The organism is Mucilaginibacter angelicae (assembly GCF_042434235.1).
GTDB lineage: Bacteria > Bacteroidota > Bacteroidia > Sphingobacteriales > Sphingobacteriaceae > Mucilaginibacter > Mucilaginibacter angelicae.
The window spans coordinates 589,338-614,639 of sequence record NZ_JBHLTS010000022.1; the positions used below are offsets into that span (position 1 = coordinate 589,338).

At 42.7% G+C, this 25,302-nt stretch carries 21 protein-coding genes; 10 read left to right on the forward strand and 11 right to left on the reverse strand.

The features are described from left to right. Positions 1 to 9: 9 nt before the first annotated feature. From ACFFGT_RS14655 to ACFFGT_RS14670, 4 genes are all read right to left on the reverse strand, one after another. Positions 10 to 3,006, reverse strand: a complete 2,997-nt coding sequence (locus tag ACFFGT_RS14655) for a SusC/RagA family TonB-linked outer membrane protein (RefSeq protein WP_377023285.1) — start codon at positions 3,004 to 3,006, stop codon at positions 10 to 12. Positions 3,007 to 3,280: 274 nt separating this feature from the next. Further along, complete coding sequence (locus ACFFGT_RS14660) at positions 3,281 to 6,175, reverse strand: ligand-binding sensor domain-containing protein (RefSeq protein WP_377023286.1); 2,895 nt, start codon at positions 6,173 to 6,175, stop codon at positions 3,281 to 3,283. A 118-nt stretch (positions 6,176 to 6,293) separates the two neighbouring features. Continuing rightward, entirely contained in the window at positions 6,294 to 7,250 is a 957-nt protein-coding gene (trhO, locus tag ACFFGT_RS14665; protein ID WP_377023747.1) for an oxygen-dependent tRNA uridine(34) hydroxylase TrhO, read from the reverse strand. Positions 7,251 to 7,395: 145 nt separating this feature from the next. Next, the gene (locus tag ACFFGT_RS14670) at positions 7,396 to 9,876 is read right to left on the reverse strand and encodes a DUF5686 family protein (protein ID WP_377023287.1); all 2,481 of its coding nucleotides are present in this window, start codon (positions 9,874 to 9,876) and stop codon (positions 7,396 to 7,398) included. Between the two features lie 130 nt (positions 9,877 to 10,006). On the opposite strand from ACFFGT_RS14670, the gene kbl reads away from it, so the two are divergent. The 9 genes from kbl (at position 10,007) to ACFFGT_RS14715 (ending at position 18,270) form a co-directional block, all read left to right on the forward strand. After that, a complete protein-coding gene (gene kbl / locus ACFFGT_RS14675; RefSeq protein WP_377023288.1) occupies positions 10,007 to 11,197 on the forward strand; it encodes a glycine C-acetyltransferase in 1,191 nt (396 codons plus the stop codon). A 114-nt stretch (positions 11,198 to 11,311) separates the two neighbouring features. Next, positions 11,312 to 12,346: a phenylalanine--tRNA ligase subunit alpha gene (gene pheS / locus ACFFGT_RS14680; RefSeq protein ID WP_377023289.1), complete on the forward strand. Its 1,035-nt coding sequence runs from the start codon at positions 11,312 to 11,314 to the stop codon at positions 12,344 to 12,346. Then, positions 12,343 to 12,756 (forward strand): Rieske (2Fe-2S) protein, encoded by a 414-nt coding sequence (locus tag ACFFGT_RS14685; protein WP_377023290.1) that lies wholly within the window; start codon positions 12,343 to 12,345, stop codon positions 12,754 to 12,756. Before pheS ends, ACFFGT_RS14685 begins: the two co-directional genes overlap by 4 nt. A gap of 3 nt (positions 12,757 to 12,759) precedes the next feature. Beyond that, positions 12,760 to 13,341 (forward strand): TetR/AcrR family transcriptional regulator, encoded by a 582-nt coding sequence (locus ACFFGT_RS14690; protein WP_377023291.1) that lies wholly within the window; start codon positions 12,760 to 12,762, stop codon positions 13,339 to 13,341. A gap of 342 nt (positions 13,342 to 13,683) precedes the next feature. After that, on the forward strand, positions 13,684 to 15,018 hold the full coding sequence (creD, locus tag ACFFGT_RS14695) for a cell envelope integrity protein CreD (protein ID WP_377023292.1): 1,335 nt from the start codon (positions 13,684 to 13,686) through the stop codon (positions 15,016 to 15,018). A gap of 325 nt (positions 15,019 to 15,343) precedes the next feature. After that, positions 15,344 to 16,750: a 23S rRNA (uracil(1939)-C(5))-methyltransferase RlmD gene (gene rlmD, locus ACFFGT_RS14700; protein ID WP_377023293.1), complete on the forward strand. Its 1,407-nt coding sequence runs from the start codon at positions 15,344 to 15,346 to the stop codon at positions 16,748 to 16,750. Between the two features lie 187 nt (positions 16,751 to 16,937). Further along, positions 16,938 to 17,333: a hypothetical protein gene (locus tag ACFFGT_RS14705; RefSeq protein ID WP_243485588.1), complete on the forward strand. Its 396-nt coding sequence runs from the start codon at positions 16,938 to 16,940 to the stop codon at positions 17,331 to 17,333. Between the two features lie 85 nt (positions 17,334 to 17,418). Further along, a complete protein-coding gene (locus ACFFGT_RS14710) occupies positions 17,419 to 17,931 on the forward strand; it encodes a phosphoribosyltransferase family protein (protein ID WP_110587314.1) in 513 nt (170 codons plus the stop codon). 183 nt (positions 17,932 to 18,114) lie between these two features. Further along, positions 18,115 to 18,270 (forward strand): hypothetical protein, encoded by a 156-nt coding sequence (locus ACFFGT_RS14715; RefSeq protein WP_377023294.1) that lies wholly within the window; start codon positions 18,115 to 18,117, stop codon positions 18,268 to 18,270. 109 nt (positions 18,271 to 18,379) lie between these two features. Here ACFFGT_RS14715 and ACFFGT_RS14720 read toward each other — a convergent pair whose 3' ends face one another. From ACFFGT_RS14720 to ACFFGT_RS14735, 4 genes are all read right to left on the reverse strand, one after another. Further along, a complete protein-coding gene (locus ACFFGT_RS14720; protein WP_377023295.1) occupies positions 18,380 to 18,886 on the reverse strand; it encodes a shikimate kinase in 507 nt (168 codons plus the stop codon). 10 nt (positions 18,887 to 18,896) lie between these two features. Beyond that, positions 18,897 to 19,955, reverse strand: a complete 1,059-nt coding sequence (locus ACFFGT_RS14725; RefSeq protein WP_377023296.1) for an ABC transporter permease — start codon at positions 19,953 to 19,955, stop codon at positions 18,897 to 18,899. Between the two features lie 4 nt (positions 19,956 to 19,959). Beyond that, the gene (locus ACFFGT_RS14730) at positions 19,960 to 21,123 is read right to left on the reverse strand and encodes a BT_3928 family protein (protein ID WP_377023297.1); all 1,164 of its coding nucleotides are present in this window, start codon (positions 21,121 to 21,123) and stop codon (positions 19,960 to 19,962) included. 66 nt (positions 21,124 to 21,189) lie between these two features. Continuing rightward, a complete protein-coding gene (locus tag ACFFGT_RS14735; protein WP_377023748.1) occupies positions 21,190 to 21,681 on the reverse strand; it encodes a DUF1599 domain-containing protein in 492 nt (163 codons plus the stop codon). A gap of 168 nt (positions 21,682 to 21,849) precedes the next feature. Here ACFFGT_RS14735 and folP point away from each other — a divergent pair, with 168 nt between their 5' ends. After that, the gene (gene folP / locus ACFFGT_RS14740) at positions 21,850 to 22,701 is read left to right on the forward strand and encodes a dihydropteroate synthase (RefSeq protein WP_377023298.1); all 852 of its coding nucleotides are present in this window, start codon (positions 21,850 to 21,852) and stop codon (positions 22,699 to 22,701) included. 40 nt (positions 22,702 to 22,741) lie between these two features. Here folP and ACFFGT_RS14745 read toward each other — a convergent pair whose 3' ends face one another. The 3 genes from ACFFGT_RS14745 to lptB form a co-directional block, all read right to left on the reverse strand. Next, positions 22,742 to 22,936 carry a hypothetical protein gene (locus ACFFGT_RS14745; RefSeq protein WP_377023299.1) on the reverse strand — a complete coding sequence of 65 codons (195 nt, stop codon included), beginning with the start codon at positions 22,934 to 22,936 and terminating at the stop codon, positions 22,742 to 22,744. 91 nt (positions 22,937 to 23,027) lie between these two features. After that, the gene (locus tag ACFFGT_RS14750) at positions 23,028 to 24,551 is read right to left on the reverse strand and encodes a GH3 auxin-responsive promoter family protein (RefSeq protein ID WP_377023300.1); all 1,524 of its coding nucleotides are present in this window, start codon (positions 24,549 to 24,551) and stop codon (positions 23,028 to 23,030) included. A 7-nt stretch (positions 24,552 to 24,558) separates the two neighbouring features. After that, the gene (lptB, locus tag ACFFGT_RS14755) at positions 24,559 to 25,299 is read right to left on the reverse strand and encodes an LPS export ABC transporter ATP-binding protein (protein ID WP_377023301.1); all 741 of its coding nucleotides are present in this window, start codon (positions 25,297 to 25,299) and stop codon (positions 24,559 to 24,561) included. Positions 25,300 to 25,302 lie beyond the last annotated feature (3 nt).

Consider the following 25,302-nt stretch of genomic DNA (forward strand, 5'->3'; position numbering starts at 1 on the left):
TGTGCTGTATTAAAATTGAACATTTACACCAAATGCAAACGTGCGGGTTACGGGATAGTTAGTTGCATCGATACCCTGTGTTAAGGCTCCGGAGTTAAACAACTCAGGTGATTGCCCGCTGTAACGTTTAGCTGTAAATAAATTTTGCGACGTTAAAAACACCCTGATCTTTGCAATTCCTAATGGTTTAAGCAATGTTTTAGGTACCGTATACCCTACAGTTAAGTTATTTAAACGCAGGAATGCGCCCGACTCAATAAAGTAGGTTGAAGGCGGGGTTTGCTGGGTAATTGTTGCCGGATCGGTTGTCGACGGATTGGCGGTTGTATAACGGGCATCAGCATAGGCAGCCTCAATATTATCATTTTCGGTACCGCGCGAGTTTTTCTTGGCGTTATAAATTTTATTACCCCAGTTGCCGTAAAAATCTGCGCTTATATCAAAGTCATAATAATTTACGCTAAAATTAAAGCCGCCAAAATATTTAGGCTGATATGAGCCCGCATACACACGGTCATTGGCATCAATCTTATGATCGCCATTGATATCGGCATATTTTAAACCACCAACATGGTTTGCCTCACTGGTATAATTATTAGGCGCAGCAGCATCAACTTCGGCCTGAGTTTGGAATACACCAATGGCTTGCAATACATAGTAACTGCCAATGGGTTGCCCGTTATCTGTACGGGTAATGGTTTTACCGTTGGCGCCGCCATCCTCAATAGCTGTACCTCCGTTTAAGCCAATAACCTTGTTTTTGTTATAGCTGATATTTGCACCAACATTATATGATAAATGCTCGTTTATCCTGTCATTCCATCTCACAGCTACTTCAACACCTTTGTTTTGGATGGATGCGGCATTGGTTACATATTTATTATCAGGATCGCCAAGGATACCCGGAAGACCGATATTGATTAATGCATTCTTTACTTTTTTATCGTAGTAATCAATTTCGCCGGTTAGTCGGTTATTTAAGAAAGCATAATCCAAACCGATATCCAACTGCTTGGTAGTTTCCCACTTCAGGTTGGTATCCTTAATATCCTGGATAATTGTACCGCCAACCAGGGCACCATTAAAAAAATAAGGCTGATAAGGTACGCCGGTAATTACATATAACGATGATGGAATATTATCGTTACCCAATTCACCATAGCTGCCACGCAATTTTAAATTATTGAAAACGCCATCTTTCAAAAAGTCCTCTTCTGATAGTACCCATCCTGCACCTACGGTATAAAATGTACCCCATTTTTGCTTGAAGCGAGAGCTTCCGTCGCGGCGAAGGGAACCACTTAACTGGTATTTACCGGCATAACTGTAATTAACACGGCCAACGTATGACTGACGTGTGAACAGATCGCCGTTATTATTGTCAACCGCATTCACATCGGGGTTGCCAACATCTAAAAACCATTGATTTGGGTTGGTAGGAACATCAATGCGGGTGCCGCTTATAAAATTTGATTTACCTTTTTCAGTAACTATACCACCCAAAACAGTTAAATGGTGTTTGCCAAAGGTCTTGTCAAACGTAACGGTGTTATCCCACTGATACTGGTATGAATTGTCGTTTTGAACAAATAGCCGGCTATCGGTATTACGCTGGTTGCCGCCGCCAACAGTAAATGTTGATCCATCCGCTTCAAACGCGTAATCATAGTTCTTTTGATTATTAAAACGCTCGTCAAGATTAAATGCCGAATGGAATGTCAATGATTTTATCGGATTATAATCTAACGCCACGTTACCCTGTACACGGTTGTTCAGTGTATTATCCACGCTTTTATCCAGTTGCAGCAGCGGATTGCCCACATTGCTCCAGGCCGAGGTATTACCATATAATCCGTTCACTATAGCCGGAATTATCGGTGCGGCGCGGTAAACGTTACCATAAATGCCGCCGATATCAACCGGTCTTTCGTCATTACGGCTTAATGAAATCTGATCAGAGAATTTTAGCTTATCGGTTATTTGTACCTGGTTATTTGCCCTGATAGTAAAACGCTTAAAGTTGTTTGTTTTGATGATACCATTTTCATCAATATAATTGGCGCTGATAAAATACAAAGCTTTATCACTACCGCCGGATACAGAAATGTTATGATTGGTTTCAAAGGCTTTTCGTGAAACAGCAGCGGCCCAGTCTGTAGTACCAGGAATTGTTAGCGGCGCTTTATCATCAGCTACCTTTGTTGGGCTTGCAACTTTAAGGTAATCGATGTATTGTTGCCTGTCGGCCAGTTTAACGGTGTTTGCACCTTCCCTGAAACCAACGTTGGCATCATAGCTAACTACAGGCGCGCCAGCCTTACCTCTTTTAGTAGTTATAATAACAACACCATTGGCAGCACGAACACCGTAAATAGCCGCCGATGCATCCTTCAACACATCAACACTTACGATATCACTGTTATTAATGTTACGGATATCATCGGTTAAAACACCGTCAACAACATACAGCGGGTTTGCACCGGCCAATACTGAACCTGTACCCCTGATACGCACAATTGGTTGCGAGTTTGGCTGGCCTGATGACAAGATCTGCACGCCCGCAACTTTACCCTGTAAAGCTTGTGTAGGCGTTTGCACGGGTTGCCTGGTAATTATGTCGCCGCTTACGCTGGCAACCGCACCGGTTACATCGCGCTTCTTTTGCGTACCGTAACCAATAACTACAACCTGTGCCAGTTCTTTAGATTCGGACTTTAGTTTTACATCTAAAGCTGTTTGATTATTGATCGGCAGCGATGAGGCGATATAGCCGATATAGGTAAAAACGAGTGTGCCATTGCCGGGGGCTTTGATGCTAAACGCTCCGTTTACATCAGTTTGTACGCCGGTGGTGGTCCCCTTTAAAGAAACGCTTACGCCAATTAAGGCTTCGCCCGTTGTTGCATCGGTAACTTTACCTTTTACAACAACATCTTGTGCAAATGCAGCGTTAATAAAAAAGAAACAGGAAAGCACCAGCACTGAAACAGTAAAGATTCTTTTCATAGTGGTTAATAGATAAGTAAGCTGTTAGAAAATAATTGGTTTATTATTATTGGTTATTATTTGACAAAGCTGAAAAGATATCAGCCTTTTATCAAAAAATTTAACTCAACATTAATACATCACAAAACAACAACTTTCTCAAGCGCAAGTTTTATTTTTTTTAACCTAATGACAATCAATTGATTAAAATGCCTTAGTGTATGCCACACATACTACACATTAACAGTTTATACTGTTACAAACCAGGAGGCTTATGAGAGGTAATGATGTAGTATTATAGCTCGATGAGAAACTCTGTAAGGTTTTTATCATGCTCAAGGTTGAGCTTTTTACGCAGCCTGTAACGCCTGATTTCCACACCGCGCAATGAAATATTAAGCAGGGATGCCATCTCCTTACTGCTCATGTTCATGCGCAGGTAAGCGCATAATTTCAGATCATTTGGTACCAGGTCGGGGTGACCGGCCTTCAGTTTTTTAAAGAAATTTTCGTGGGCCTCGTTAAAGCTGTTCTCAAAAATGTTCCAGTCGCGGTCATCACTCATACCTTCATCAATCACTTTCTGGATACGGCGAAGCTGTTCATCGGCGAGTTTTTTTCCATGGCCATCTTTAAGGTGCCCAAGCTCGTCACTTATTTTTTGCAGCAGCTCATTCTTATAAACAATGTTCATGGCCGAGTTTGCCAGCTCGCGGCTTTTGCTGGCCAGGTCGGCCTGGAGCTGCTCATTTTTTATGTTGATGATGTGCTGTTCATTAGCAATGGCTTCCTGCTTTAAAAATTCTTCTTTTTCCTTTTGAAGCTTTTGGTGGATGTGCTGCTGATGCCGCTTTAATTTAAGACGGTAATAATGCCTGATGATATAATACGATAGCACCATCAGCAGCAGATAAAACACTATGGCAATTGTTCCGGCATACCAAGGCGGCAAAATGGTAAAGGTAAAAACAGTTTCGGCCGATACCAATTGATCATTGATCTTGGCACGTACCTTAAAATGATAGGTACCCTGGTCAAGATTGGTAAACTCTTTTTGGCTTTGCGGCGCCCAATCACTCCACTGGTGCGAATAGCCATCAAGATAGTACTGGAATTTAATTTTTGCCTGCTTAAAATACGGTAGTGAATAAGCTATGCGGATATTATTTTGAGCATAGGGTATTTCAATCAGATCTTTGCCAAAACCGCCTTCGCTTATCAATGATACTTTATCGGTAACGTTCTCCACCCTCCTGATGAGCACACGGGGGATAGTTGCTTTGTTATCGGCCAGCGCATCGCCATCATTGAGTATTACAAAACCGTCGTCGACACTAATTAAATAAGTTGAGTTGTTAATGCGGTTTATAGTTTCATAATGCTGTACCATTTGCCCGCTGAGAATGGTAAAGCGGTTGGTATCGATAGTTAACTTCCCAGGTACCGAAAGATCGGCAAGGGCCACCCTGCCCTGGTTAATGAACCAATATTTTTTGCCTATAGCTTTTATTATTTTACTTGACGTAGCAAAGGTGCCCAGCTTTTTATTCAACTGCTGGTATTTAAAGAAGCGGTCGGTAATGTCATCATACACATAAAATCCCGAATCGGACGAAAAAACGATGCGGTTATCCAAGTCAAACACATTGATATTATAGCTGCCCGGCAGGCCGTAGCTTTTATCGTAATAAACCCGAGATACTGCCTTTTTCTGATCGGTGCTGAGGGACAATTTATAGATGCCCTTGTAAGCATGGCTTACCCAGATCTGCCCTTTACTATCCTGCTCCACATAACGGGAGGGTTCGCCAAAATCGGCAAGCTTATGACTATAATGCCAGTTTCCTGCTGCATCTTTTTTATAGATCACCAAACCTGTATAAGTACCCTGGATCAGCATATCGGATGCTATTTTTTTGATAGTCCAGCCGCCGGTGATTTCCGAGATTTTGGTTAACGAATTGCCGTTTACCTGGTAAGTACCATCATTATGGCCGCACAGCAATCGGCCATCCTGCAGGGAAAGGTCCCATACCTGCCCCTGTGAGCCCGGGATCAGTTTAAAATCAAATGACTGGAAGGGGCCTTTGTTACTTTCGGGCAGCCAATCACTGTAAAACAAGCCCTGGTTGGTACCCAGGTAGATCTTTTTGTCGAAAATAATGCTCGAATAAACGGTACCGAACAAGCCAGTCTTATCGAAATAAAAATACAGCGGCGAGTTAATTTCAATCCGGTCGATACCGTTATCCAAACCCGCCCAAAGGTTTTGTTCAGCATCGGTATAAAGGCTTAAAACCGTATTGTTTTGCATACCGCTTGCCTTGTTAATGTGCTGCACCACCTTACCTGCCGTATCAACAATAACAATACCGTTAAGGATAGTTCCGTAGGCAAAGTATTTGCCGGAGATAGCCACGCCATTATTAAGCTGGTAAGTTTTTAAAAACTCATTTGATTGGCTGGCCCAGGGCTTTATGGTTTGCCCATCGTAAATGAATAATCCACTTTTTGCCGTACCTATAATGTAGCTGTTATGCTGAAACGGAAGTATAGACAATACCCCGCTTGTACCCAAAATCCCACTGCCTGCTATGTATTCGAGTTTAGTCCCCTTAAGCTCAAAAAGCCCTTTTGATACCTGTTCTACAAAAATACGGCTACCGCTTTTAAACATGAAAAGATATGGCTGCGGCGATTTTATCACAGTTATCTTACCTCCCGAATAAATGTAAATTGAGCCGAACGATTGGAATATGATCCTGTCCTTATCGCAGTAAATTTTCCAGATCTCCTCGTTGATGGGCAAAAACTTTTTGGGAACCAGGTTTATGAGCGATGTATATTTTAAAAACCCTTTATCATCATTTTGCCAGTAGCCAAATTCACCATAGCCTCCCGCATAGATCTTCCCTTTAGCATCGGCACAAACCGAACGTACAATAAGGCCATTGGGCATGTGGTATTGCTGCCAGTATTTGCCGTCAAATGCCAACAGGCCCTGCGCATTGCCGAAATACATAATGCCATGCTCATCGCGCGTTGCCGACCAGTTTTGATTACCAAACTGGTAAAGCGCCTTGGTATAATTTTGCACATACGGAACCCCTATACTCTTGATATCAACCGCAAATGTTTGCCCAACCGAAATACAAAGCAGGTAAATAAAAACTAACAGGGATTTACGCATGGTTAAAATAAGGTAATGCTAATGTAATTCAACTTACTAAAGTAATGTTTGAATCAGATAAAAGAAAAAAGCCTACCCTTACGGATAAGCTTCATATCATTTATAGCTGTGCTATTTTTTAATTTGCCGGTTGCAGTTTGCTTTTGCTCACGTTTACTTGCTGAGGCACCTTTACATAGTAGCCTGTACCATCATAAACGCGTTTACGCGGATGCTCTTTACAGGCATCGCTGCAGCAGCCATCCATAGCAGTGCCACATTCATCGCACTGGGTAAAATGCTCATTGCACTCGGGGTTGGCACAATTGATCATTTTTGGTGTGGTTTTACCGCAATTAAAGCAGGTTGAAATAACAACCGGATTAACGCTGTTTACATCAACCGAAAGGCGGTTATCAAACACGTAACATTTACCCTCAAAATCTTCGCCGCCCGCTTCTTTACCATATTTAATGATGCCACCATGCAACTGGTACACTTCAGGAAAGCCTTCATGTAAAAGCAAGGCCGATGCTTTTTCGCATTTAATGCCGCCGGTGCAATAAGTAAGGATCTTTTTATCCTTGTACTTAGCCAGCTCATTGATCATTGCCGGAAAATCGCGGAAGTTATCGATATCAAGGGTTACCGCATTTTTGAACTTGCCTAAAGAGTGCTCGTAGTTTGAGCGTACATCAAGCACAACAACATCATCCCTGTCCTTCATAGCCAAAAACTCTTTTGGCTCCAGGTGTTTGCCGGTTTGTTGTTTTGGGTCGATGACATTAGGGTCGCGCAGACCTGAGTGTACGATCTCCGATTTATAACGCACGTGCATTTTCACAAACGAAGGCGTATCTACTTCATCAATTTTAAAGTCGATACCGGCAAAACGTTCTTCGGCGTGTAAGGTATCCATATAGGTTTTACAAGCTTCGGCAGTACCCGAAACCGTGCCGTTAAGCCCTTCATCGGCCACAATAATGCGCCCGGTTAAACCTAAGCTTTTACAAAATTTTAAATGATCGGCAGCAAATTGCTCCGCATCAGCTATTGTTGAGTAACAATAGTACAGTAGGGTATTATACATTTCCATAAAATCATCGATACTGCTGCAAACAGTGTTAAATGAGCGGCGCAAATGTACTAATTTGAGCTGAAAGCTCAAAGCAGAAAGCTTAAGGCTAAAAGCACAAAGCAATATTTAAAAAGCTTTGGGCCTTCAGCCTTCGGCTTTAAGCTTACCTGATTCCGTAAAAGATCCTGAACCCCTGGATATATTTTTTGTCGCCGGCGTAGGAGATACCGTAGTCAACCCGGAAGATGAGGCGCTGTACACCTACATAGAACTCGCGGTAATTACGGTTGTTTTTGGTGGTGAGGTAGTTGGCGCCGATGATTTCTTCGAGCTTCCATTTCCTTACAAGCGGGATATGGTTAAACAGTGACCCGGCAAAGTTATGCTGATAATGCGCCTCCAAAAAAGCGCCGTTGGTACTGTAGGTATAAAATGGCAGGAAGTGGAAACTGCCCACATAGGTAGGGTCGAAAGTAGTACCCTGGTTACCTAAAAAGTGGTTATAATCCATATAGTACAGGGTGTTATTATTGAAAAATCCGCCTCCTGATACTTTAAATGATGAATAGCCGGAAAGCCCTACGCGGATATGGTCCTGCGAAAGATCTACGGAAGCAAAATCATAATCCACATCCGAGCCTATAATGTTTTTAAATCCTTTACGATAGTTTACCGTTAATGTTGGATATTTTGAAGGCAGGTTGAACTTGCCTGTAGGCCTGGTTTCATAACGCTGGTCAAAAGTAAACGTGGCCGATGCGTTAAACACCAAAGCCTGGTTATCCGGGAACAGGAACGAATGATCATCAGCCGGGGTTCCCGGCGGAGCTAAGGGGTTGTTGGAAGTAAATTCGCGCTGTTTATTATCTTTTATCTTGCTAAAGGATGTATTATACAATTGCGAACGGCTTGAATAAGAAAAGCCTCCTTTCAAAAACACGCCATTCAGCACTTCGCGCTGGTAGCCAAAATTGCCATAATGGCTGCGGTAATATTTAACGTAATTGTTTTCGCTCAGGAGCGTACTCAGCGTATTGAAATATAACGAACGTGTACCCACATTATTCAGATCGAGTACATCGCTGCCAAAATCGGCATAAAACTTAGCGTTATGGAAAGGATCGTTCTTATAGTCAATACCCATGTTGGCACTAAAGATTTTATTGGAGAAGCCATAACGCACGGCCGGTGTAATTGTCAGGGAATGAAAATCATCAATAGTACGGATATAGCTTACCCTGGCATTTATACCAAAACCCTCAACTGTGTTGTAATAAAAGGTTTGTATAAACGGGAAGATATACAATGAGTCCCTGTTGCTTTTATTACTTGCCGCGTAACCAAAAATCAGGTAGCCCGGATAATTGATATGGTTTTTATGATGCTGAAGCGAATCAAGATAGGTATCCGTCTTTTTATATTCTTCAAAAGCATCTTTTTTACGGTAGTCACGATCCTCTGAGGCTGTTAAGGGTATGGGTCGTGCATCGGCCCAGTAATTAGGCTTTTTACTATTGGCTACGGTATCGTTTTTAAGGATCTCTCCTGAAAAAAAGCCATCAGGAAAAGTTGGATTTATTTTATAATTATTGTAAACAGCTGCGTAATATCCGCCAAACTTAAATCCAAATACAGCCCCTTTAAAGTTATACTGGGTTGATGCGGGCATCCACACACTATCGGTAATGGCTATATATTGCTGCCTGATCTTTAAAGTATCAACGAGGTTAAGATTACTTGTTTTATTTTCAACAAACAGGTCAACACTGTAAATGCGCCAGTCGCCATCAACAATATAAATATCGCCCTGAAAATATTGTCCATGCCCTCGTTTAGGGATCACGTGAATTTTATGAATGGTATGGCCGTTTTCAACCGAGGTGCCTAATAGCTGATAATTGTAAAACAAAGGCCCATATGATGCAACCGGCGACACAAACCCCCGTGTAGCCAGGCCGTTTATGATAAATACATTCTGATAAAAATTGGCCTGTAGGTCAGATGCTTTTTTATAGCCGAAAGCCGTGTTTTGCCCGGCCATCCGGTTTGCAATGGTGATTTCCCTTACTTTATTGGGCTTTTGAAAGTTATATTCAGATAATGATTCGGACTGATAAAGGATCCCCCGGCCGTTCGAGTCAAGGTCGAGCGTTTTCCTTACCTCCTTCCCCAGCATTGATTTAGGCACACTCAGTAGCTTTTGTACACCTTTAATGTAAACCGCACAGGAGTATGATGAGGCTTCTTCAACATAGTATTTGCGCTTTTTCAGTACCTGTTTCATGATGGTATCAGCGGCATCACGGTTTTTGCGATAGGTTTCGGCCACCCTGCTGGTGGCAAATACCTCATCGTCCAGTTGCACATTGTGTTCCTGATCCTGATCGGTTACAGTAACCTGCTCTATTTTTTCGGTATAACCAACATAGCGGTATATCACATTATAAGTACCAGGGCTAAGCTTAAACTGGTAAATACCGTTTTCATTGGCTGTGGTGCCATATGTTGAATTGCGGATGTAAATTGAAACAAAGGGGATAACCTGCCCATTTTTATCGGTTATTTTTCCTGTTAAAAGTGATTGCTGTGCGGAGACTGTTATTACGCTGAAAGCGATGATCAATAGTAGTATGTATTTTCTCATATGTTACTTATGTATAATGCTTTATAGCTTAAAAATGTTTTATTATACACTTAATAATTATTTAAGGTTTAATAAACCTTACCAAATGCCCGCGAATGCTTAATTTTGCCCTCTTTAAAACACGCACACTATGTACAACACACTACAGCCGGTTTTACAACAGGAACTAACCGAAATTGAAAATGCCGGGTTATACAAAAAGGAACGGATAATTACTTCGCCCCAGGGTGCCGATATCACTGTGCAGGGTGGAGCCGAAGTAATTAACTTTTGCGCCAATAACTACCTTGGTTTATCGGGCAATGCCAAAGTGATTGAAGCTGCCAAAAATGCTATGGATACCCACGGCTACGGCTTATCGTCTGTACGTTTTATATGTGGTACACAGGATATTCATAAAGAACTTGAAAAAAAGATAGCCGAATTTTTAGGCACTGAAGATACCATTCTTTATGCCGCGGCATTTGATGCCAACGGTGGTGTGTTTGAACCTTTGTTCAATGATCAGGATGCTATAATTTCTGACGAATTGAACCATGCATCCATTATAGATGGTGTGCGCCTGTGCAAAGCCCAGCGTTACCGCTACAAACATGATGATATGGCCGACCTGGAAGAAAAGCTAAAAGCTACACAGGAGTTACGTCACCGCATTATTGTAACCGATGGCGCCTTCAGCATGGATGGTACCATTGCCCAGTTAGATAAGATCTGCGATCTGGCCGATAGATACAATGCGCTGGTGATGATTGACGAAAGCCATTGCTCTGGCTTTATGGGTAAAAATGGTCGTGGTACGCATGAGCACCATAATGTTATGGGCAGGATTGATATTATTACCGGTACGTTGGGCAAAGCTTTAGGTGGTGCATCGGGCGGTTTTACATCGGGCCGTAAAGAGATCATTGATATGCTGCGCCAGCGCTCACGTCCGTATCTGTTTTCCAATACTTTAGCACCGGCCATTACCGGAGCTTCAATAGCAGTACTGGATATGCTGAGCGAAACCACCGAGCTGCGTGATAACCTGGAAACTAATACGCAATATTTTCGTAAAAAAATGACCGAAGCAGGTTTTGACATTAAACCTGGCGTGCATCCTATAGTCCCTGTAATGTTATATGATGCCAAGCTGGCGCAGGAGTTTGCCTCAAAAATGCTTGACGAAGGTATTTATGTGATAGGTTTTTACTATCCGGTTGTACCACAAGGCAAAGCAAGGATCAGGGTACAGATCTCGGCAGCACATGAAATGCATCATTTGGATAAAGCTATAGCAGCGTTTACCAAGGTAGGTAAGGAGTTGGGAGTTCTTAAATAGTCTTATATTTGCTGTCCTGCGTATAGCGATCAACTCATAACTTATATCTCTGCATCCGAAAAACAATCAGGAAGCCGGGGATAACAACAAAAGAATTACAAACAATACATTATAATGCAAGCTCAGATAGACCAATATACCGCCGAGATCAATGCCTTTTCGCCTGCCAATGCAGATGAACTGGAAGCTTTCCGTATAAAATTTTTAGGCACCAAGGGTATCATTAAAGACCTGTTTGAGCAGTTTAAAAATGTTGGCCCCGAAGAAAAACGCACCTTTGGTAAAGTACTTAACCAGTTTAAACAACTGGCCGAAGCTAAATACAACGATTTAAAGGAAAACGTAACAGCTGATACCGGTGCTGCCAAATCAGACCTTGACCTTACGCTGCCGGGTGATGGTTTTACTGTTGGCTCTCGTCACCCGCTGTCATTGGTTCGTAACGAGATCATCGATATCTTCAAACGTTTAGGTTTTGTTGTTGCCGAAGGGCCGGAAATTGAAGACGACTGGCATAACTTCTCGGCACTTAACTTCCCTGAGGAGCACCCGGCACGTGATATGCAGGATACCTTCTTCATTAAAAAGAATAATGGAAAAGATGATATCGCCCTGCGTACCCACACATCATCGGTACAGGTACGGATGATGGAAGCGGGCAAGCCACCTTTCCGCGCTATTATGCCGGGCAGGGTTTACCGTAACGAGGCCATTTCGGCCCGGGCGCACTGCTTTTTCCACCAGGTTGAAGGTTTGTATGTTGATGAAAACGTATCTTTCTCCGATTTGAAACAAACGCTTTACCACTTTGTGCAGGAGCTTTATGGCGAAGGTACGAGGGTACGTTTCCGTCCATCATACTTCCCGTTTACTGAGCCATCGGCCGAGATGGATATTTCATGTACCATTTGCGGTGGCAGTGGCTGTAACATGTGTAAATACAGCGGCTGGGTAGAGATATTAGGCTGCGGCATGGTTGACCCCAACGTTTTGGAAAACTGCGGTATCGACAGTAAAAAATATACAGGCTTTGCCTTTGGTATGGGTATGGAACGTATTGCCAACCTTAAATACGTGATCCGCGACCTGCGCCTGTTTTCAGAGAACGATGTGCGCTTCCTTAAACAGTTCCAAACCGAAATGTTATGAGGAAATTATTGTTAATGATATTGGTAAGCATCACCTGCTTTTCGTGCGGAAAATCAGGTGATGTGGTGCCGAGCGTTCCAATAAATTACACTGGTCAAAAATTTTCGCCACCATTAAATAAACTGAGCAACGGCGGACCACCTCAATTCATTAGCGGATATGGTGTCGCTGGTTTAGTAATATATAAATCTATACAGGGAACTTACAGGGCATATGACAGATGTAGCAGTTATCAGCCCGAAAAGAAATGTGCGGTTAATGTTGATGATACCGGACTTTCATTAATAGATCCCTGCAGTGGATCAAAATTTTCACTGGAGGATGGGTCACCTGTAAAAGCGCCGGCAACGCACTCACTTAGGTCTTATCAAGTGATAGAGACGCAGTTCACTATCCAAGTTCTTAATTAATATATGGAAGCCGATAAAATAAAAGATAGCATTAAACGTGCGGCGCAGGAACTTTTCCGCAAATTCGGGTACCATAAAACCAGTGTTAATGAGATTGCCAAAAAGGCCAAAATTGCCAAGGCAACTATCTATAAATACTTCGACAGCAAAGAGGCTGTATTACACGTTTTGCTGATGGACTACATCAAAGCCAGTGTTGACGACCTGGTACAAAGCAATGCGAACGATATTGATGAAGAGGCATATCTCAATAACCTCATCATGAAAACCTGCCGTCTCTCCTACACCGTTTGTAATGAGTTTATCGGCTGGGATTTTATCCGCGAATCGACCAATTCGCAGGATTTTTTAAAGAACCTCTCCAACGAGCTTGAAGAACTGCTGATGGCATCGTTTATCCAACTGCCCGGCATCCGCAAGCATGAAACTTACCAGCAGCGCTTACGCTTCCTGATCAAGTGCAGCAAAAGCATTGTATTCAGCTTCGCCTTTACATCGGTAAGCGATTCGGACGTGCGTAAGAATTTTGTTTCTTTTCAGAAAGAGATTTTGCCTTATTTGGTTAAGGCGGCGGTTTCGGTTTAAAATACATTTCAATTAAAAGCTGCCTAAAAAAATCCTACTCATTGCCGTTGACTTTAGTCAACGGTTAAAGAAAGGATCAGCCGGGCTTAGCCCAAATCCAAGTAACATTTTGGCTAAAGCCTCTTTTCTCCCTGAAATTATTCCGTTGACTAAAGTCAACGGAAATGAATTTCGCCTGATTGTTATCTAAGCGATTTTCAAACATTCTCTAACCCTCTTATTTTTTTTATTATTTTACTTTGAAATACAAAGTACTTTATATTATCTTTGTCAAGGCTTAACCAAAGCCTTTCTTTTTGAATAACAACTTTGAAATACAAAGTACTTTATATCTAAACAATCATGATAGAGGAAAACATATCAAAACAAACAACATTAAGCTGGCTCAAGGAATCGGCAACTTTTAAATTTATCTTTATCGGGATATTGGCGCTGTTGCTGTTAATTCCTTCAGCCTTCATCCAAAACCTCGTAACCGAACGTGCCGTCAGGCAGGATGAAATGGCAAAAGAGGTATCAGATAGCTGGTCGGCCAGCCAGGTGATCAAAGGCCCGGTACTGGTTATCCCCTATAAAAAAGGAATAAATATGACCGACACCGCAAAGCAGGCGTCTGTAGAAAACCTGTACATATTACCTGATAATCTGCACATTCAGGCTGGCCTTACAACACAGCTTCGGCACCGGGGTATTTTTGATGTAGCTGTATATAATACCCAGGTAAAAGTAAGCGGTAATTTTTCCAAACTCGACCTCTCATCACTCGGTATAAATATAAACCAGCTTCTTTTAAACAAAGCGAGATTTGAATTTAGTGTGAGCGACCTGAAAGGTTTGAAAAGTAACCCGGTTATAAAAACAACTCAACCCACACTTAGCGCCGAGCCTTCGTTTGAATCTGTGTTTGGGAATGGTTTGCAAGCCGCTGTTGATCTTTCATCAATAAACAATAACGAAATCCCCTTTGATTATACGCTTGATTTAAAAGGCAGTGAGGGGCTTAGTTTTCTGCAACTCGGCAAAGCTACCGATGTACAGGTTAAGGGTAACTGGAGCAGCCCCAGCTTTGACGGCAATTACCTGCCTGATGAGCATAAAGTTGATGCCGGAGGCTTTAGTGCCAGCTGGCGTATGATGTACTATAACCGGCCATTCCCGCAGCAATGGGCCGGTCAGCAAAAAACGCTGGATAATGACAAAAAGTTAGAAGATGCTACTTTTGGAGTAAAGCTTCATCTCCCGGTTGATCAGTATCAAAAAACCATGCGCACCAGCAAGTATGCCATATTTATTATACTGCTCACCTTTATCTCCTTATTTTTAACCGAGATTATCCGCAAACAACCGATACATATGTTTAACTACATACTTATTGGTACGGCTATGGTTATTTATTACACGTTGCTGCTATCGTTTTCGGAACAGGTTGGTTACAATATGGCTTACCTCATTGCATCTGCATCAACCATAGCACTTATATCCGTATTTATATCATCACTATTGAAAAACGGAAAGGCTGCCATGCTGTTCGCCTTCATTTTATCGGTGTTTTACGCCTTCATCTTTGTGATCATTCAACTGGAAGACCTCGCCTTAATGGTTGGCAGTATCGCCTTGTTCATCATTATAGCTGTATTGATGTATTTCTCTCGCAAAATAAACTGGGATAAAAATTAATATCAATAAACATCAGAAGCTTGGGTACCCTCTGATGTTTACAAAAAATACCTTATACCGATTTGGTTTTTAGTTTAAAAATTACTATGTTAGCATAGTAATTTTTAATTTTATGAGCCGCGAACTAACAGACTTTTCAGACCTGATTGATGAGCAATTTGAGATAGAAGATATCGACACCACCGATATGGTTAAATATCTGCTAAGCTTATTTGCTTAATAATCCCGGTTTAATATCGTAACGTCTTTTAAAGGCGAACGGCTTTCTTTTGTCTCTTCCCTCCCATTTTCAGGATTAAATAAATACGGTTAACTTTACAGCCTGATGAGTAAAGCTAACAAACCAAAGTTTTTTGAGAACGTACAGATCATTGACATTGCCGAAGAAGGCAAAGGCGTAGGCAAAGCTGATGATTTTGTTCTTTTTGTAGATAAGGCCGTACCTGGCGATATTGCCGATGTACAAGTGTACCGAAGTAAGAAAAACTTCGGTGAAGGTAAGATCACTGAATTAAAAAAATCTTCAGAATACCGCACAACCGCTTTTTGTGAGCACTTCGGCACCTGCGGGGGCTGTAAATGGCAGCATATGACCTATGAAGCCCAGCTCAAATTCAAACAAAAATCGGTTGTTGATGCCTTAAGCCGTTTAGCTAAGATTGATGTTGATGGCATCATGCCTATTGTGCCCTCTCCTGCTGACAGGTATTACCGTAACAAGCTTGAGTTTACCTTCTCAAACAAACGCTGGCTTTACGATGGCGAGAACAAGGAAGACGGCGCCCTGAACATGAACGCCCTCGGTTTTCATATCCCCGGCCGTTTTGATAAGATCCTTGATGTAAACCATTGCTACCTACAGGCTGAGCCATCCAACAGTCTGCGTAATGAGATCCGTGATTTTACGATACAGCAAGGCTATACTTATTATGATCTGCGTAACCATAGCGGGATGCTCCGTAATCTGATCGTGCGCACCTCATCAACCGGCGAAATCATGGTGATCGTGGTTTTTGCTTATGCAGAACAGGAAGAGATCAATAAACTGATGAGTCATGTTGATGCCCGTTTCCCCGAGATCACCTCATTGCTGTACATCGAAAACCAGAAAAAAAACGATACCATATTTGACCAGGATGTTGTAGCCTTTAAAGGGCCTGAATATATCCACGAGGAAATGAACGGCATTAAATTTCGTATCGGGCCAAAATCATTTTATCAAACCAACTCCATCCAGGCATTGCGCCTGTATGAAATAGCCCGCGATTTTGCCGGTTTTAAAGGCAATGAGCTTGTATATGACCTTTACACCGGCGCAGGCACCATTGCCAACTTTGTTGCCGGTCATGTACGTGAGGTTGTAGGTGTTGAGTACGTGCCAACCGCCATTGAAGATGCCAAAGTAAACTCAGCCATCAACAATATCACCAATACCAAGTTTTACGCCGGCGATATGAAAGATGTGCTGATAGCCGATTTTGTGGCCGAACATGGCAAACCAGATGTGATCATAACCGATCCTCCGCGCGCAGGCATGCACCCGGACGTAGTAGCCCGCCTTATGGAAATTGAAGCGCCTAAAATTGTTTACGTAAGCTGCAATGCCGCCACCCAGGCCCGCGATCTGCTGGTATTGAAGGAGAAATATGATACCGTAAAGATCCAGCCGGTGGACATGTTTCCGCATACACAGCATGTGGAGAATGTGGTATTGCTCACTTTAAGAGATTAGAGGTTGGAGATAAGAGGTTAGTTGTGGTTGGCCTATGGTTCATGGTTCATGGTTGATAGTTCATGGCTATGGCGAAAAATGAGTGTAACCATCATCAAACAATCGGTGAAATCAAAATAAACAATCGGTGAAATCACAAAACAAAAAAAAATCAACGAAATCATCGTAATCAAAAAAATCAACGGTCATGAACCCCGAAGAACTGCTTAACGAAGGAAATGAACGCAACAAGCCGGCGGCGGACAGTCCGCTGATAAGTTTGGAGCGCGACCTGAAATATTTTAATGAATCAATCAAAGAGGTATCAGAAGAGATCATGAACGAAGGTCTTTCTTCTTACCCAATTTTCATTGCCCACCAGCATGAGTTAAGTATTGGTGAGCTGATACTCGACCGGCATGATTTAAACTCCGAATGGAGCATCCACGCCTCAACCCTCGAAGAATTTGTAGAACGTGACGTTATAAAGCCCGTACTAAAGGAGCGTTTTATTAAAAGCTACAAAGATCCGTATGAATATATGTGCGTGTTTGTCGTAGTGCCCGAAGGTGCAAACTTTGTATACTTTCCCTACGTGAAATAATTATTGAAAGTTAAAAACTGCGGGGTTGCTTGTATGAGCGTTACTTGTATATTTACCACAGTTTAGCCAACGTTACAACAATAACATGTCTGAAAAAAAACTCCTCATATTAAACAAGCAACAAATCCAGCAAAAGCTCGACAGAATGGCCTACCAGATACTGGAGGATAATTTTGACGAGGAAGAAATACTGATAGCCGGTATCCTGCCGCGTGGCAATCACATTGCCGAACGCCTGAAAACCATCCTCGACGGCATTGCCCCGTTCCAAAGCCGCCTGCTTACCATCGAACTTGAAAAACAAAGCAGTAGCCTCAGCGCTAATATTGATTTTGAGGTAGAAGAATGCAGCAACAAAGTGGTGATACTGGTTGATGATGTATTGAACAGTGGTAAAACGCTTGCTTACGGCTTTGGCGTATTTTTAGATGTACCGCTAAAAAAACTTCGTACCGCGGTATTGGTAGACCGTAATCATAAAAGTTTCCCTATTACTACTGATTTTGCCGGCGTAGCCTTATCAACCGTTATTAAAGAGCATGTTGACGTAGTGCTTGATGAAGAAGATGGCGAAGAAGATGCAGTTTATTTGAGGTAGGGGTATAATCATTTTCTATAGATCGTCATTGCGAGGTACGAAGACAACCGAACGTAGAGAGCTCATTAATACCTATAAAAATCAAATTATAATTATTAATAATCCCAAACTATACAGGGCGAATTAGTAAAGTTTGCAATGTCGATACTTGTAATCAACTTTTCTTTAATTTTATTGATAAAGATGATAGAAAATATTAATCAACCAACAGATTGGTGGGAAAATTTATCAGAAGCACAAAAACAGCACATTCAGACAGGGATAGCTGATGAAGAAAATGGCAGAACAATTTCTTCCAAAGAGTTTTGGGATAAACTAAAAGACCAAAACGAGAATTAATATTCTTGTATTTTAGGCGTTCCTCCGGCCGGGCTTTACACTCATACTACACCGGCCTTAGCCACAAGGCCGGTATCCGTTTCAATCCCTAACGCAAAAAGAAGGTTTTTTATATGCTTTCCCCCAACGCCTCTTCCAGCTTCTCAACCGACATATCTATCCCTTCAACAATATTACTGGCCTGCAGGTAAAAGCTTTCACGCTCGGCCAGTTTGCCGGTTATAAACTCAACTAACTCATCGCCTTTTTTACCCTGTAATACAGGGCGTATGGTTTTGCTGTTCTCCAGCCTGTCGGCCAGCGTTTTGGGCGATAGCTTAATGTAGAGGGTTTTGCCGTTGGCGTTCATCCAGTCCATATGGTCAAAAAAGCAGGGCAATCCCCCGCCGGTTGAAACCACGGTATTTTTATGATACTCGGTTTCCTTCAGCACCTGCGATTCCAGCTTTCGGAAGGCATCTTCGCCAAAAGAAGAAAAATATTCAGCAATGCTCATGCCTGCTTTGGCTTCAAGCACCTGATCAAGATCAATAAATTCATAGCCCAATTTGGTGGCCAGTTTGCGGCTCCAGGTTGTTTTGCCACAACCCATAAAACCCACAATAAAATATTTCATATAATTTCTTTCAGCTTAATTTTACCCGCGGATCTATCCACACATAAATAATATCCACCAGGATACTGATCACTACAAATATAAACGCGATAAACAATATCGAGCCCATCACCACCGGAAAATCCGACATTTCCAAAGCATCAACCGTAGCTTTACCCAATCCGTTATAACCAAAAATGTATTCCACAAAAAAAGAACCTGCCAGCAAGGATGCAAACCAATTGGCAATGGCGGTAATTACCGGGTTCATCGCATTTTTAAGTGCATGGCGGTAAATGATAGTTCGGTTACTTAATCCTTTAGCTTTGGCTGTACGGATATAATCCTGCCCCAAAACATCAAGCATTGCATTGCGGGTAAGCTGTACAATAATAGCCAATGGCCGCAAACCCAAAGTAATAACCGGCAGCACCAGGTTTTTCAGTGTGATCACCTCGCCTTTAAAAGGATCATAACTATATAAACTGCCCGACATGTTTAAGTGCGTGTAACTGCTCAGCACAAAGCCAAAAATCCAGGCAATGATAATCCCCGCAAAAAATGATGGAGCAGAGATGCCCAGTGTTGAGAAACTGATAGCCAGCTTATCAATCCACGTATCTTTATTCACGGCACTTGCCACGCCCAAAAACACACCTATAATGATAGCGAAGATCATAGCCGCCGCGGCAAGCACCAATGTATTTGGGATCACTTCCATCAACAATGAGGCTACGTCCTTACGGGTTTGGTATGAACGCCGCAGGTAAGGCCATTTAAGCGCCAGCACTTTACTTTTGCTCACCGGGAATAATTTAACGTACCCATAACGCTGTTGCTCATCGACCGTATTGAGGTGGATACCCAAAGGCGAAAGGTCATTCAGGTAATAAGCAAACTGCACGGGAACCGGCTTATCCAACCCAAACTCCTTACGTACGGCCTGTAACGATTGCACATCTGCCCGCTGCCCCTGAGTCATGCGGGCAGGATCAACAGGGAGGATATTGAACAGAAAAAAAACAACAAATACCACCCCCAGCATTACTGCCAGTCCGTATAATAATTTGCGGAGCAGGTAGGGGATCATTTTATTATTTCTGTAAGTACTCTTTTACAATATCCTCGTATTTCGGCACCGAATGGTAATGCCATTTATTCACGACTGTTCCATTCTTGATCAACAACACACCCGGGTTTGAACGCACCATAGATTTCAGCGGAACGCCATCAACATAAAAGATCTCGCTGATGAGCTTATGTTCCTTTGCAAACGCTTTGGCATCCGCGGCCGAATTGGAGGTGAGCAGTATAGTACGGATATTATAATTATCAGTAAGGTTTATAGCCAGTGCATTGAGGCGGTTAATGGCGTCTTTATCCGTTTCGCTTAAATCATAGGCAACTATGAACAGGCTATAAAAAGGACTTGAAAGCAAGTCTTTCGTATAGTCATTACGCTGGGCATCCTGGATAGCCAGGTCACGAATTTTAGGTTCATACCCTTTTTTCACGAGCCTATTTTCCGGGTCGCCGATAACTTCCCAGTTGGCATCCTTCCAGATATTGGTTTTAAGGTATTCCTTATCGTTCATCACCTTGGTAGCCCCTGTCTTTTTGTTTTTGAGGTGATAGGTCAACTCAAACTCATCAAGCGGTGCACCGGGAGGGATCTTCATCTCATCCGGCAGGTTAGCGCCTATTTTATACGGAAGAAAATCAATAACCGGCGAAAAATTGTAGGTGTACACACCAAAGCCCACTGAAACAATAGCAGCGCCAATAAGCCATTTATCACCTGCTTTGGCGTTAAATAGCGGGGTGATCTGTTTACGCTTAACAAACAAGATCAGCACCAAAGCCAGCAAAACCATATCCTTACTAAACGATTGCCATGGAGTTAACGGAATAGCATCACCAAAACATCCACAGGTTTGCACTACCTTAAAAAAGGCCGAATAAAAAGTGAGGAAGCCAAAAAAGATGATCAATAGCAATAATCCCCAGGCTACTTTAACAGCTCTTGCACCAATAAGTAAAGCAAAGCCAAGCAGCATTTCAAGCGCACACAACACAATAGCCATGGTAAGCGCCAGCCCATTCAGAAATGTGATATGAAATACCTCAAAATACTCTACCAGTTTATAAGAAAAACCCAGCGGGTCATTAGCCTTGATTAGTCCCGAAAATATAAACAACAGGCCCACCAATAAACGCGGGATCCATATAACGGCACTGTTTGATGATGTATTTTTCATAAGCCCCCTCTAAATCTACTCCGCCAACCAGCGGATAGACCTAATTTTTATAATTAATAAAGAGTTTTATTTACCGTGATGAACGTTAAGCTTAATCAGCGCGAACACGGCATAGTTCAACATATCCTGGTAGTTGGCTTTTACCCCTTCTGATGCCTCGGTAAGTCCCTGATTATCTTCTATCTGTTTTACGCGAAGCAGTTTCATAAGTATCAGGTCAGTCAATGAGCTGATCCGCATATCGCGCCAGGCCTCGCCGTAGTCATGATTTTTGGCAAACATCAGCTCTTTGGTTTCGTTAACCTTCTCGTCAAACATCTGGCTTACATGATCGGGGTTAAGTTCGGTCGACATTTCGGGTCCGCACTCCAGCTGCATCATAGCAATAACACAATAGTTAACAATACCAATGTATTCGCCGGTAATGTCGTCGCCTACCTTTGATACTTTTTTTTCTTCTAAAGTGCGGATGCGCTGGGCTTTGATAAAAATCTGGTCGGTGATGGATTGCGGACGGAGGATACGCCATGCGGTGCCGTAATCGCGGGTCTTTTTCATGAAAAGGCCTTTACATATATTAATTACGCCTTCGTATTCTGCTGCTGTGTTAGTCAAAGGTTGATATATTATGGTGTTGTAAAGTTTGAATGTTGCAAGGTTGTAAAGCCTAAGCTTACAAAGTTAATTAACTTTACCACATTAAAACTTTACAACAAGCAACTAACCGTGGCAAAAGATACATTTTTCGGTAAAAAAGTTACACTTAACGCCGGCGGCCGGCTGATTGATCTTTCATCACCAAAAGTGATGGGGATCATCAACATTACCCCCGATTCCTTTTTCGCTGACAGCCGCAAACCCAGCGTTGATGAAGCCTTACAACAGGCGCAAAAAATGCTGACCGATGGTGCAACATTTTTGGATATCGGCGCTTACTCATCACGCCCGGGCGCAGTTGATATTTCAGCACAGGAAGAAACTGACAGGTTATTACCTATTGTTGAGGCTATTGCTTTGGCATTCCCGGAAGCCATTATGTCGATAGATACTTTTCGCGCCGGTGTTGTTGAAGCTGCCGTTAAAGGCGGTGCCCATATCATCAATGATATTTCGGGCGGTATGCTTGATGCTGATATGTTTACCACCGTTGCCCGGTTACAGGTGCCATATATTTTGATGCACATGAAAGGTACACCCCAAACCATGAACCAACTGGCAGAGTACGACGATGTTTTCAGCGAGGTGTTTGATTATTTTGTATCAAAATACAGCGAGTTAAAACGGCTTGGCGTACACGATGTGATCCTTGATCCAGGCTTCGGTTTTGCAAAAAAAGCGGAGCATAGTTATGAATTAATGAGCCGAATGAATGAGTTTGATGTGTTTGGATTACCTGTGCTTACCGGCATTTCCCGTAAACGGATGATCTATGGTTTGTTGGAGAATACCGCTGGTGAAGCACTGAACGGAACTACGGTTTTAAATACCATTGCACTTACAAAAGGCGCTGCTATTTTAAGGGTACACGATGTGAAAGAAGCGGTAGAGGCGGTGAAGATTTGGGAGGCTTGTCAATGATATCAGCTCGACAAAACGGTCTTTAGGTTGTTTATAAACCTTATGCCGTTTTCTTCATCAGGCCTTTCATTAAAGCTGCAAAAAAGAGTGCAAATATCAAAAGCCCGGATGATGCCATAACAATACGAAGTGTGTTATAGGTTTCAATGCCCTTGTTCAGCCCGGTAATACCCATTATAATTAATGGAATAAACAAAAGTGAAGACGAAATCAATACCGCTGGTTTATTTTTCATTGCTTTTTATTTATGCTGCAATATAATAAATAAGGCCGGTAATAATACTGAGCTTAAGCTTTAATTTTTCTTGATTCTTATAATCCTGATTCTAATTCCCTACCAGCTCCATCATCTTCAAAATAGCATCAACATACTCCCGGTCATTAGCCAAACGCGGTACCTTATGCTGACCGCCCAGCTTTCCTTTTTCCCTCATCCAGTTAAAGAATGTACCATCAGGAGCGCGGCGTACTATAGGCCGACGCAAAGCAAGGTCTTTAAAACGCTTGGCATCATAGTCGGAATTAATGCGGCGCAGGGTTTCATCAAGCAGGTCAACAAAACGTTCAAATTCGGCAGGCTTCTTTTCAAACTCAATGATCCATTCGTGGGCGCCGCATTCATCGCCGTTAAAATAAACAGGGGCAGCGGTGTATTCCCTGATAATGGCGCCGGTTTGTGTGCAGGCTTCTTCCAAGGCACGTTCGGCGTTGTCAATGATCACTTCCTCGCCAAAGGCATTGATAAAATGTTTTGTGCGACCGGTGATCTGGATCCTGAAAGGTGAAAGTGATGAAAACTTAATAGTATCCCCTATCATGTAGCGCCATAGGCCGGCATTGGTTGATATGATGAGCGCGTAATTTTTATTCAGTTCTACCTCATCAAGGGTGAGCGTTTCAGGGTTTTCATCGTGCAGGTTTTCGAGTGGTAAAAACTCGTAAAAAATGCCATAATCAAGCATCAGCAGCATATCCCCCGCCTCTTTGGTATCCTGGATGCCGAAGAACCCTTCGGATGCATTGTAATTTTCGAGGTAATACATTTCCTCGTTCGGGATCAGCTTTTTAAACTGTTCACGATAGGGCGTAAAATTCACTGCACCATGAAAATACATCTCCAGGTTGGGCCATACTTCAAGCAGGTTATTTTTGCCCGTGATTTCAAGGATGCGTTTAAATAGTACCAGGTTCCAGGTGGGCACACCGCTGATACTGGTAACATTCACATCTTTGGTAGCATGGGCTATCTTCTCAATCTTTTCCTCAAAGTTTTCGAGCAGGGCGATATCCAGATGCGGTGTGCGATGAAACTCGGCCCACATGGGAAGGTTTTTCATAATCACTGCCGAGAGATCGCCAAATGAAGTATCCTGGCTTAGCTGACTGATCTGGTGACTGCCGCCAAGCGTCAATATCTTCCCCGTAAACATCCGGGGGTTGGGTTGATTATTGAAATAAATGGTAAGCAGGTCCTTACCGCCTTTAAAGTGGCATTCTTCCAGGGCCTCTTCACTTACCGGGATAAACTTGCTCCTGTCGCTGGTAGTACCCGACGATTTTGCAAACCAGCGGATCTCTGACGGCCACAATACATTTTTTTCGCCTTTGAGCATCCGCTCAATATAAGGCTTTAGCGTATCGTAATTTTGAATAGGCACCCGCTCCTTAAACTGGCTCAGGTTTTCGATACTTTTATATTGATATTTTTTACCCCACTCCGTATTTTCAGCAACTGATACCAGTTGCTCAAACCATTCTTCCTGCACTTCATTCGGGTATTTCATAAAAAGCTCTATCTGATGGATACGCTTTTTCATGAACCAGGTAAATACGGAGTTAAAGAGGGTCATATGGCTATTATTGAGGGAAAACCTTTCTTTTCAGCACAAAGTTTGCCCCAAGATACACTTTCCTCACCATTTCATTCTCGGCCAATACCTCGGGCACGCCTGATTCTAATATTTTACCTTCAAAAAGCAGGTAAGCACGATCGGTTATCGATAGCGTTTCCTGCACGTTGTGGTCGGTTATCAGGATGCCGATATTGCGGGTACGCAGCTTGGCCACCATCGCCTGGATCTCTTCAACTGCAATCGGGTCAACGCCGGCAAAAGGCTCATCAAGCAGGATAAAGTTTGGCTCGGCGGCAAGGGCACGGGCAATCTCGGTACGGCGGCGTTCACCGCCCGATAGCAGGTCGCCCCGGTTTCTGCGTACCTTGTGCAAACTGAACTCGTCTATCAGTTCTTCCAGCTTATCCTTTTGTTTATCCTTGGGCATGTTGCCCATCTCCAGCACGGCCTTAATATTATCCTCAACCGAGAGCTTCCTGAACACTGATGCTTCCTGCGCCAGGTAACCTATTCCTTTTTGGGCACGGCGGTACATTGGGTCCTGGGTTATATTTGCGTCATCCAGGTGGATGGTGCCTTCGTTAGGTTTTATCAAACCTACAATCATATAAAACGAGGTAGTTTTACCGGCGCCATTAGGTCCAAGCAAACCAACAATCTCACCCTGCGCCACATCAAACGATACATCGTTTACAACGGTACGCTGTTTGTATTTCTTAACTAAATTATCTGCTCTTAGTATCATTAT

Excerpts from the sequence above, each read along its gene's own strand:
- ACFFGT_RS14715 (WP_377023294.1), top strand. The coding sequence starts at position 18,115 with ATGATAGAAAATATTAATCAACCAACAGATTGGTGGGAAAATTTATCA.
- rlmD (WP_377023293.1), top strand. The coding sequence starts at position 15,344 with ATGAGTAAAGCTAACAAACCAAAGTTTTTTGAGAACGTACAGATCATT.
- trhO (WP_377023747.1), bottom strand. The coding sequence starts at position 7,250 with ATGGAAATGTATAATACCCTACTGTACTATTGTTACTCAACAATAGCT.
- kbl (WP_377023288.1), top strand. The coding sequence starts at position 10,007 with ATGTACAACACACTACAGCCGGTTTTACAACAGGAACTAACCGAAATT.
- creD (WP_377023292.1), top strand. The coding sequence starts at position 13,684 with ATGATAGAGGAAAACATATCAAAACAAACAACATTAAGCTGGCTCAAG.
- ACFFGT_RS14705 (WP_243485588.1), top strand. The coding sequence starts at position 16,938 with ATGAACCCCGAAGAACTGCTTAACGAAGGAAATGAACGCAACAAGCCG.
- ACFFGT_RS14730 (WP_377023297.1), bottom strand. The coding sequence starts at position 21,123 with ATGAAAAATACATCATCAAACAGTGCCGTTATATGGATCCCGCGTTTA.
- ACFFGT_RS14725 (WP_377023296.1), bottom strand. The coding sequence starts at position 19,955 with ATGATCCCCTACCTGCTCCGCAAATTATTATACGGACTGGCAGTAATG.
- ACFFGT_RS14745 (WP_377023299.1), bottom strand. The coding sequence starts at position 22,936 with ATGAAAAATAAACCAGCGGTATTGATTTCGTCTTCACTTTTGTTTATT.
- ACFFGT_RS14735 (WP_377023748.1), bottom strand. The coding sequence starts at position 21,681 with ATGAAAAAGACCCGCGATTACGGCACCGCATGGCGTATCCTCCGTCCG.
- ACFFGT_RS14720 (WP_377023295.1), bottom strand. The coding sequence starts at position 18,886 with ATGAAATATTTTATTGTGGGTTTTATGGGTTGTGGCAAAACAACCTGG.
- ACFFGT_RS14670 (WP_377023287.1), bottom strand. The coding sequence starts at position 9,876 with ATGAGAAAATACATACTACTATTGATCATCGCTTTCAGCGTAATAACA.
- ACFFGT_RS14710 (WP_110587314.1), top strand. The coding sequence starts at position 17,419 with ATGTCTGAAAAAAAACTCCTCATATTAAACAAGCAACAAATCCAGCAA.
- ACFFGT_RS14655 (WP_377023285.1), bottom strand. The coding sequence starts at position 3,006 with ATGAAAAGAATCTTTACTGTTTCAGTGCTGGTGCTTTCCTGTTTCTTT.
- lptB (WP_377023301.1), bottom strand. The coding sequence starts at position 25,299 with ATGATACTAAGAGCAGATAATTTAGTTAAGAAATACAAACAGCGTACC.
- ACFFGT_RS14660 (WP_377023286.1), bottom strand. The coding sequence starts at position 6,175 with ATGCGTAAATCCCTGTTAGTTTTTATTTACCTGCTTTGTATTTCGGTT.
- ACFFGT_RS14750 (WP_377023300.1), bottom strand. The coding sequence starts at position 24,551 with ATGACCCTCTTTAACTCCGTATTTACCTGGTTCATGAAAAAGCGTATC.
- ACFFGT_RS14690 (WP_377023291.1), top strand. The coding sequence starts at position 12,760 with ATGGAAGCCGATAAAATAAAAGATAGCATTAAACGTGCGGCGCAGGAA.
- ACFFGT_RS14685 (WP_377023290.1), top strand. The coding sequence starts at position 12,343 with ATGAGGAAATTATTGTTAATGATATTGGTAAGCATCACCTGCTTTTCG.
- pheS (WP_377023289.1), top strand. The coding sequence starts at position 11,312 with ATGCAAGCTCAGATAGACCAATATACCGCCGAGATCAATGCCTTTTCG.